The sequence below is a fragment of the Actinoplanes sp. NPDC051861 genome, from assembly GCF_040681145.1.
Taxonomy (GTDB): domain Bacteria; phylum Actinomycetota; class Actinomycetes; order Mycobacteriales; family Micromonosporaceae; genus Actinoplanes.
This window is the reverse complement of the sequence record NZ_JBFAYE010000015.1, coordinates 213,289-221,572: the sequence shown is the minus strand read 5'-3', so window position 1 is coordinate 221,572 and position 8,284 is coordinate 213,289. Positions and strand designations below refer to the sequence as shown.

At 73.9% G+C, this 8,284-nt stretch carries 5 protein-coding genes; all 5 read right to left on the bottom strand.

Annotated features, from left to right (window positions below; all coding sequences use genetic code 11):
- Window positions 1-738: 738 nt before the first annotated feature.
- The 5 genes from AB0M02_RS32150 to AB0M02_RS32130 all read right to left on the bottom strand — a co-directional run bounded on the left by AB0M02_RS32150 (window position 739) and on the right by AB0M02_RS32130 (window position 8,252).
- Complete coding sequence (locus AB0M02_RS32150; RefSeq protein WP_364233684.1) at window positions 739-1,029, bottom strand: hypothetical protein; 291 nt, start codon at window positions 1,027-1,029, stop codon at window positions 739-741.
- A 71-nt stretch (window positions 1,030-1,100) separates the two neighbouring features.
- Window positions 1,101-1,493, bottom strand: coding sequence for a hypothetical protein (locus AB0M02_RS32145; RefSeq protein ID WP_364233682.1), 393 nt, complete (start codon window positions 1,491-1,493; stop codon window positions 1,101-1,103).
- 20 nt (window positions 1,494-1,513) lie between these two features.
- Window positions 1,514-2,167, bottom strand: a complete 654-nt coding sequence (locus tag AB0M02_RS32140) for an ATP-binding cassette domain-containing protein (RefSeq protein ID WP_364233679.1) — start codon at window positions 2,165-2,167, stop codon at window positions 1,514-1,516.
- Window positions 2,164-5,229 carry an FtsX-like permease family protein gene (locus AB0M02_RS32135; RefSeq protein WP_364233678.1) on the bottom strand — a complete coding sequence of 1,022 codons (3,066 nt, stop codon included), beginning with the start codon at window positions 5,227-5,229 and terminating at the stop codon, window positions 2,164-2,166. The genes AB0M02_RS32140 and AB0M02_RS32135 overlap by 4 nt, the downstream gene beginning before the upstream one ends.
- The gene (locus AB0M02_RS32130; RefSeq protein ID WP_364233677.1) at window positions 5,229-8,252 is read right to left on the bottom strand and encodes an FtsX-like permease family protein; all 3,024 of its coding nucleotides are present in this window, start codon (window positions 8,250-8,252) and stop codon (window positions 5,229-5,231) included. The genes AB0M02_RS32135 and AB0M02_RS32130 overlap by 1 nt, the downstream gene beginning before the upstream one ends.
- Between the last annotated feature and the right edge of the window lie 32 nt (window positions 8,253-8,284).

Below are 8,284 nucleotides of genomic sequence, written 5' to 3'. Positions count from 1 at the left end.
CGAACCCGCCAGCATCCGCCACCAGACACCAGCCATGATCCGCCTGCACGCCTTCCCACAACCCGCAAGATCAACTTAAGCTACGCGGCATTGGGGTCTTGTCCGGCGTCATGCGCGAAAGTTGTGCCGGTTGCGGGGCTGTTCCCGTGCGTGCGCAGAGGCGGGCCTGCATGACGTTGCCGAGCCTCTCCCACCACTGATCTGGCCAGCCGGGGCAACCTGTTCACGGCGCTCAACGACCGCGCAGCACCACGATGCCGCAGCCGGGCGCGACCTGCCCCGGCAGACAGGCAACCGGACAGGGCCAGCGCTTCCGCCGCATCCTCCGCGCCATCGCGAGCCAAGCGTGTGGAGCCGATCGACACCGAGGAGCGACAGGGCGACGTGGAGCGCCGGCCTCGGGCCGCCGGCACGTCAGCGAGCGAAGGCGGCCCGCTCTCGCTGCTCAGCGCCTCAACAGCACACGCTGAGTGCAACACAGCGGCCATTCGGCAACTGCGGGATACGCAATATGGTCCGGTCCCCCTCCCTGGCCCTCCACCGGGCGCCCTGTGGCTGTCATCGCCAAGACCTGCGACCACAGCCACAGCAAGCCGAATCCCGCAGCGGAACGGCGCACGCGCAAAATTCTGTGCCTGGAGGTCGGTGGAGTTCAGCGCATCGAAGTTCTCGTCGCCGCGCATTGCAGCCATCGATGCACCTGCGGCCCCATCGGGACTTGAATCAACCAGGTGGACGTCACGGTAGGCAGGTGACGTTTACCTGGGCTCGGAAGATGTGTCCGAAGTAGGGGTCGTCGAACACCTCGAAGATCTGCGGTTCGCCGGACAGGGTGCACGCGCCGTAGAAGCCTTCCGACTGTGCGGAGTTCTGGGCGTCGTCGAGCGCTCCCTGGACGGCGTTCTGCGCGGTGAGGCCGCGTCCCGCGCCGCAGAACAGCGGGCTGGCCACCGCCGGCGAGGCGACCAGCAGGACCAGTGCCGCCGCGGTGAGTCCCGTTCCGGCGAGCCGCTTCCCATGTTTGTACATCGATGTGCTCCTTCCTCTCGAGAACGGTGCGGGGGCCTCTGATTGACGGTACGGCCGAGCGCCGAGCTGAGCTACATCACCCGGCCGAACGATGTTCGGCCGCCACACCAGTCCGGGCAGCCGCACGCGCCCTGCTCCAGGAGACGGCGCCGGAGGTCGTCGGGCGCGTTCGGATGGTGGGCGACGAGGCTGCGGTGATGGAACACCCGGTCGTCGAACTGCGCCTGCTCCTCGGCGGCCAGGCGTTCCAGGGCCGCGCCCGGAGCGCCCACATTCAGCAGGGCGTTCCACTGGACCCAACTGTCGGCATCCGCTAGCAGGCGGTCGAGCGCGTCCGCCGGCGTCCGCGGGTTGCGCGCCACCCACAACCGCACCGGACGGACGGCGTCACCGGACAGCTCCCGCAAACGCTCCACCGGCGTTTCCGGCGACCGGGCCTCGAGCACCCGCCGGTAGCCCGCCATGCGCGAGCTGTACGACCGTGTCAGGGCCGCGCCCACGTCGCCGCGCCGTCGACCAGGTGCAACTCCCGGTCGCAGACAGCCGCCGCCTCCGGGTCGTGGGTGGCCAGCACCACCGCGACACCCCGTGAAGCCTCGGCCCGCAGCAGTTCCAGGACACGCTGCCGGTTCGCCGCGTCCAGCTCGCTGGTGACCTCGTCCGCCAGCAGCACCGCCCCCTGCAGAGCGAGGCCACGGGCGATGGCCGTCCGCTGCTGCTGCCCGCCGGAGAGTTCGTCGATCAGCTGGTTGGCCTGGCCGGACAGTCCGAGGGACTCGAGGGCCTCCGCGGTCCGCCGGCGGGCGTCCGCCGGGGAGCCACCCGTCGCGATCACCGCCACGGAGATGTTCTCCGCCGCCGTGAGGATCGCGGCGAGGCCGTTGTCCTGCGGGATCAGCACCACGCCGAGCTTGACCGCCTGGTCCCGGCCCGAGAGCACAGCGCCGTCGACCGCCACCTCGCCGTCCCGGGGCGGCAGCAACCCTGCCATCGCGTTGAGCAGCGTGGTCTTGCCCGCGCCGGACGTGCCGGTCACCGCCAGCAGCTCACCCGGGCGGGCCGCCACGGTGACTCCACTGAGTACCGGGGCGCCCTCGCCGTACCCGAAATCCGCCCCCTCGACCGTAAGCGTGATCATCGACGTCCCCTTCCGCCCACCGTCTCCAGCTCCCTCACCGGGGGCCGCGTCCCACTGTCCGCGCGGTTCAACGAACTCTCGACCCGTCGCCGCAGGTCACGCCCGCCGAGCACCGCGACGACCAGCTGGACCACGAGCACCGCGCCGCCGGCCGCCAGCACCGCGACCGGGCTCGGCCACGACGGCAGCGGCAGGTCGGGTGGTTCGAGGCCGGCCAGCGGCAGTCCCCACCCGGTCAGCCACCACGCCACCATCGCCACCAGCAGGCCGACCGCCGTCGCGATGCCGACCAGCACGGGATAGGTCCAGAGGGTGGCCGTGGTCGTCGGGCGCGACCGCAGACCCTGGTTGCGCAGCGCCGTGAGGTCCTCGGTACGCCGCATCCGGTCCACCGCCACCGTCAGCGCGAGCGCACCCGCGCCGAGCAGTCCCGCGAGCACGCCGCTGAGCAGGTAGAACCAGAGGGCGACCGCCGGGCCCTGCTTGTCGAGGTTCGCCCGGACCTGCCCGGCGGAGACGTCCGAGACGACCCGCAGGCCCTGCTCCTGGAGCCGTTCGAGCACGTCGGCCGGTGCGTCCGGTCCGAGCCAGACCTGCGGCTCCGACAGGGGTTTGACGTCCACGGCGTACCGGTCCGCGTACTCCAGGTCGACCAGGATCGCCTGCCGGCCCAGCGCCGGGACGGCGGGCAGGGTGGCGACCGAGGTGACCGGGACCGGGTCGAAGCTCAGATCGTTGATGACCTGGGAGGAGGAGCGCTTCCCCGCGTACGCGATAGGCAGTGGCAGTGGCGCACTGACCGGCTGGATCCAGCCGATCTCGGCCTGGCTCGCGGAGACCTCGACGTCCGCGCGGAGCCCGTCCGGCGCGGCCGAGAGACGCACCTCCTCGGATCCGCGCCACCGGGCCGCGTCGGTGAGCGGTGCCGGCGCGGCGGTCGTGAGGCCGCGGATCAGGACCTGGCCCCGGATCGCCCTGGCGGTGCCCACGCCGGAGATCCGGATCGCGTTGAGCCGGCAGCCGTCCTCGCACATCGGCACCTCGTCCCGGTACGTCCGCGCGCCCGCACTCAGCTCGCCGAGCTCCACGATCGCGTCGCCGAGCCCGGCGGAGGACGACAGCGACACCGCGAGCCGCAGGTTCCGCCCGGTGGTGGTCACGTCGACGGCGATGTCCGCCGAGCCGAACGTGACCGGGCCGGGCGCCTCCGGGTGCAGGCGGCGGCCGAGTTCGGCCGGATCGGGTGCGCCGGCGGGCCAGGCGGCGACCGCGCCCAGCCGCTCGGAGTCGACGGCGAGGCCCGCACCGGCGCCGGTTCCGCCGCCGGGCAGCAGGGCGACGGCCATCGCGAACCTCCCGTCCGGGTCGGCGAGGCGTACGCCGTCGAGCAGCCGCTGACGGGTCACCGGCTGGACGGTGAGGACCCGATCGGCGCCGGTGCCGAGGTACGCCTCGACGGTACGGCCACCGGCGGCGGTGTCCACGGCACTGGTCGCGTAGCCGGCGACGGCGGCGGACGCCACCAGGAGCGCGAACAGCTGGCCCGCGCCGGGGCGGCGGGACAGCTGGATGCCGGCGAGCGCGACACCGAGTCGTCCCCGGTTGAGCGCGCGTCCGGCGTACCGGTTGACCAGCGGGAGCAGCGCGCGGGCGGCGAGCATGGCGAGGGCCAGGATGATCAGCGCGGGTGCGAACAGGCTGATGCCGGTGAGCGCGCCGTCGGAGAGGGCGAACTGGGCGCCGGTGACCACGGCCAGCAGCACCACTACCGCCTCGGTGGCGGTGAACCGGCGGCGGTCCGCGGCGGGGCTGCGGCGCAGCAGCGCGGCGACCGGGCTCACCAGCTGCCGCCGCTGGGCCGCCACCGCAGCGACCAGGGCGGCGACCGCGGCGACCGGCGCGTACTCCAGGGAGGTGACCGCTGGGTCGGTGCCGACGCCCGGGAACAGGATCGCGGCGAACAGGTTCACGAGCAGCTGCCCGGTCAGGCAGCCGACGAGCGCGCCGGCCAGGACGGCGGTGAGACTCTCACCGGTCGCCAGCCACCAGCGGGTCCACCAGCGCGAGCCGCGCAGGGCGACCACGGCGAGCTCGCTCTGCCGGCCCTGCGCGCCGTAGCCCACGGTCAGGTAGATGGTGAAGCACGCGAGCAGCACCAGCGGCACGGCCAGGACCGGGACCAGCAGCCGGGCCACCTCGCGGCCCTGGTCGATGCGGTCCAGCAGCCGGGGGATGCCGCTGTCGAAGATCAGCGCGTCCTGCAGCTGGCTCGCGGTCCGGGTGAGCTCGTCCAGATCCGACCGCAGCTCGCCCAGCCGGTCGATGTCCAGCGTGCCGGACTGGGCGACGCCGTCGATGCCCATCACGGTGATGGTCCGGGTCATCGTGTTGAGCGTGGCCTCGTTGGTGAAGACCGGCTCGCCGGGACCGATGTCGGGGCCGGCGAGGAAGTAGCCCTGCAGCCCCCAGTAGGCCCCCGTCGGGTCGATCGGCCGGTAGGTGCCGGCCACGGTGAGCGTCTTCGGCGGCGCGTCCGGGCGCCAGGTGATCGGGCGGGTGGCCTCGTTCTGCCGGGCCGCCCGCAGCACGATCGGGTCGCCGGCCGACAGCCCGAGCCGCTCCGCGGTCTTCTCGCCCAGCAGCACGTCGCCCTCGGCCGCCACGCAGCGGCCGGTCAGGATCCGCACGTGACCGCAGAGCTCCTGGCGGAAGACGAGCCTGCTCGGGTACGTGTCGGCCAGCTCCAGGCCGACCGTGGCCACCTCGGCGGAGTGGTAGTACGTGAAGCCGTCGAGGTTCAGCAGCACCTGGCCGACGTCCGGGAACTTGACGTCGGTGACGGTGCCGGGCGCGTCCTGCTTGACGTCGTGGCTGCGCCGGGCGGACAGGCTCAGCTCGCTGGTGGTGGCGGTGGCGATCTGGCCGTCGGCGACCGCGCGCTCGGCGGCGATCAGGAAGGCCGGCGCGGCGACCGCGGAGGAGACCGCCAGCATGGCCAGCAGCGCGAGGGTGAGTGCCTGGCCGCGCCGCGTCCAGACCATCGCCAGGACCAGGGAGATCATCAGCCACGCTCCCGGACGGTGCCGTCACGGTCCGCGCGCAGGCGGCGGACCAGCGGGGACAGGGACAGCCACGCGGCAACACCGAGCACGATCAGGGCGCCGAGCGTCGCGAGGGCGACCATGCCGGCGTCGAGCGGCGCGGGCCGGGCGAGCACGGACCAGCCGTCGGTGAAGCGCGGCACGGTCCAGCCGGTGACCGCCACGGCGAGCAGCCCGGCCAGGACACCCCCGGTCAGGCCGGCCAGGACCAGGCTGACGGTTCCGGCGTACGCGGTACCGGCCGCCACCCGGTGGGTCAGGCCCTGCTCGCGGAGCGCCGCGAGTTGCTCGGTCAGCGTCCGGCGGTCAGCGGTGACCGCGACCGCCAGCATGGCCGCCGCGAGCAGCAGCGCCGCGATCCCGGCGACCAGCGCGAACTGGACGACCACGGCCGGTGCCTGCGCGCCGAGCCGGGCGGCGTAGCCGGCGGCCGTGGCGTCACCGGTCACGATCAGCCCGGCGGCGTTCAGGTCGTCGACGATCGTGGAGCGCGCGCCGGGTGCGAGCCACACCTGGTACTCCCCACCGGGGTCGGACTCGGCCGCGAACCGGCGGGCCGCGTCGAGGTCGATCATCAGACCGTCCCGGCCGAGGACCGGCAGCGCGGCGACCCGGTTCACGATCCGCAGGGGCGCCGGTTCGCCGTACGCCTGAAGTAGGGGTTCGGTGTCCAGCCACTCCGGCGGAGCGGGACCGGCCAGCAGAGCCGGCAGTGGCAGCGCGTCGGAGGTCCACGCCTCAACGCCCAGCCGCAGCGACCCGGTGGCGTTGGGATCACCGGCCAGCCGCAGCGACCCGTCGGCGGCCACGATGTCCAGACCCGCACCCACGGTCGCGGACCGCCAGCGGCCGATGTCGCCGAGCACCGCGGCGTCGAGGACCCCGGTGTCCGAGCCTCCCTGTCCGAGACCGATCACGGTGACCGCGGCGCCGGGCGGCGGCGGGTCGACCCGGCCGTCCTCGTCCGGTGCCGTGGTCAGTTCCCAGCGCACGACCCGGCAGCCCGGCGCGGCGGTGCAGCCTGAGACGGGCACGGTCACCGTTTTCTCGCCGGCCGGCAGCGCGCCGAACGCCGCGGTCACCGGCAGCCCGGTGCCCTCGTGCTGGAGGTGCAGGCGCAGCGCCACCGGCGGGCCGTCGCGCCGGGCGTGCAGGGTGAGCCGGTCGCCGGTGACCAGCGGTATCGCCGGCCGGGTGGCCGCGGCGACGGCGTCCGGCAGGTCGGCGGCCGGGCCGTACTCGGGCCGCCACCTGGTCACCGCGGCGAGCCGCGCGGTGTCCACCTCGAGGACCTCGCGCTCACCGCCGCGGTTCCAGACCGCCGCCATCGCCTCCCGGCCGTCCGGGTCCACGGCGCGCACCGCGTTCAGCAGCGCGGTGCGGTTGATCGCCTCGACGCTCAGGACCCGCTCGGCGCCGAGGTCGGCGACGCTGCGGGCGTCGCGGGACTCGCGTTCCGCCTGCCAGCCGCCGGCGGCCGTGACGAACAGCGCGACCGCGACCACGACCAGCGTGAAAACCCGGTCGGTGCCGGGCGAGCGGGAGATGCGCAGGGCGGTCAGCCCGGCGCGCAGCCGCCCGGAGCGCAGCGCCACGCCACCGGCCCGGGCGGCCACCCGGCTCAGCATGCGGGCGGCGAGCAGGCCGACGGCGAGCGCGACCAGCGCGGGGGCGGCCGGGCCGAGGCCGTACCCGGTGCCGGTGGTGCGGGCCTGATAGACGGCGGCGGCCGCGACGGCCAGCAGGAGCACGTCCACCATCGCCGGGCGCAACGCGCCGCGCGCGGAGCCGGATCGGGTGAGCAGGGCTGACACCGGCCGGCCGAGCACGGCGGCCTCGACCGCCGCGAGCACGGCCAGGCCGCCGAACAGCACGGCTGCCACGGCGCCGGCGCAGAACAGGACCGCGGCCTCGCGGTCGGGTGCGACGGCGACGGGACCGGCGAGACCGCGGGCCAGCAGATAGCCGACCGGCGCGCCGATCAGCACGCCGAGCAGCAGCGGCACCAGATGCTGTCCCCAGGCCAGCCGCAGCATGCCGAACCGGCTCACCCCGCGCAGCTTGAGCAGTGCGGCGTCGGCCCGCCGCTCGCGCAGCGTGAACCAGCCGGCCAGCCCGACGGCGAACAGGGTGAGGATCAGCATCTGCACGCCGGCGGTCAGCACGCCGGTCAGGATCGTGTACCGGTCGCGGGTGATGGCCTGGTACAGCGGCCGGGACTGGGTGCCCATCCGCAGCTGAGCCTGGCCGAGCCGCAGATCCGCCGCGTCGATCTCGGCGGCGTAGTCGAAACCGCCGTCGCCGCGCAGCATCGAGTCCGGCACCACCACGTCGTACGCCATCGTCGGCGTCCACAGCTCCCGGTGCACGAACGTGCCGACCGGGGTGAACGCCGGGTCCAGGGTGGCCTCGCCCCGGAACAGCCGGTTGTTCCAGTAGGTCCCGGCCGGGTCGGCGAGGGTGTAGAGCGCCACCACCTTGAGCAGCAGCGGGCCGCTGGACGTGGAGGTGAGGATCGACAGCGTGCCGCCGGCCTCTACCCCGAGCCGCTGAGCCGTCTCGTGGCTGATCGCGATCTCACCACGCGCGGAGGGGCAGCTCCCGGTCAGCCGGGCGTGCTCGCAGAACCCGTCCCGGTACGCCACCGGCATGTTCGTGCTCGCCGGCCCGGTCCGCACGCTGACCGGTTTCGCCATGCCGGTGAACCCGTCGCCGAGGCCCGCCGGCAGCCCGGACACCACCCGGTCGGTGAACCGTTCCAGCTCGCTGTCCGGATCGCCCTTGATGTCGATCCGGCTCTCCACCGACACCCTGCGCTGGGTGCCCGGTGCCACCTCGAGGTACGCCGAGGCGGCGTCACCGACGGCGGCGAACGCGTACCAGGGCCCGGCCGCGGCCACGGCTGCCGCCAACGCGGTGAGCAGCAGAATCGTGAGCACCTGCGCGGCCCGTGTCCGCACAGCGCCGAAGACGAGCGCGAACATTTTCCCCTCCCCCGGTTTCGGGCGAGGTTACG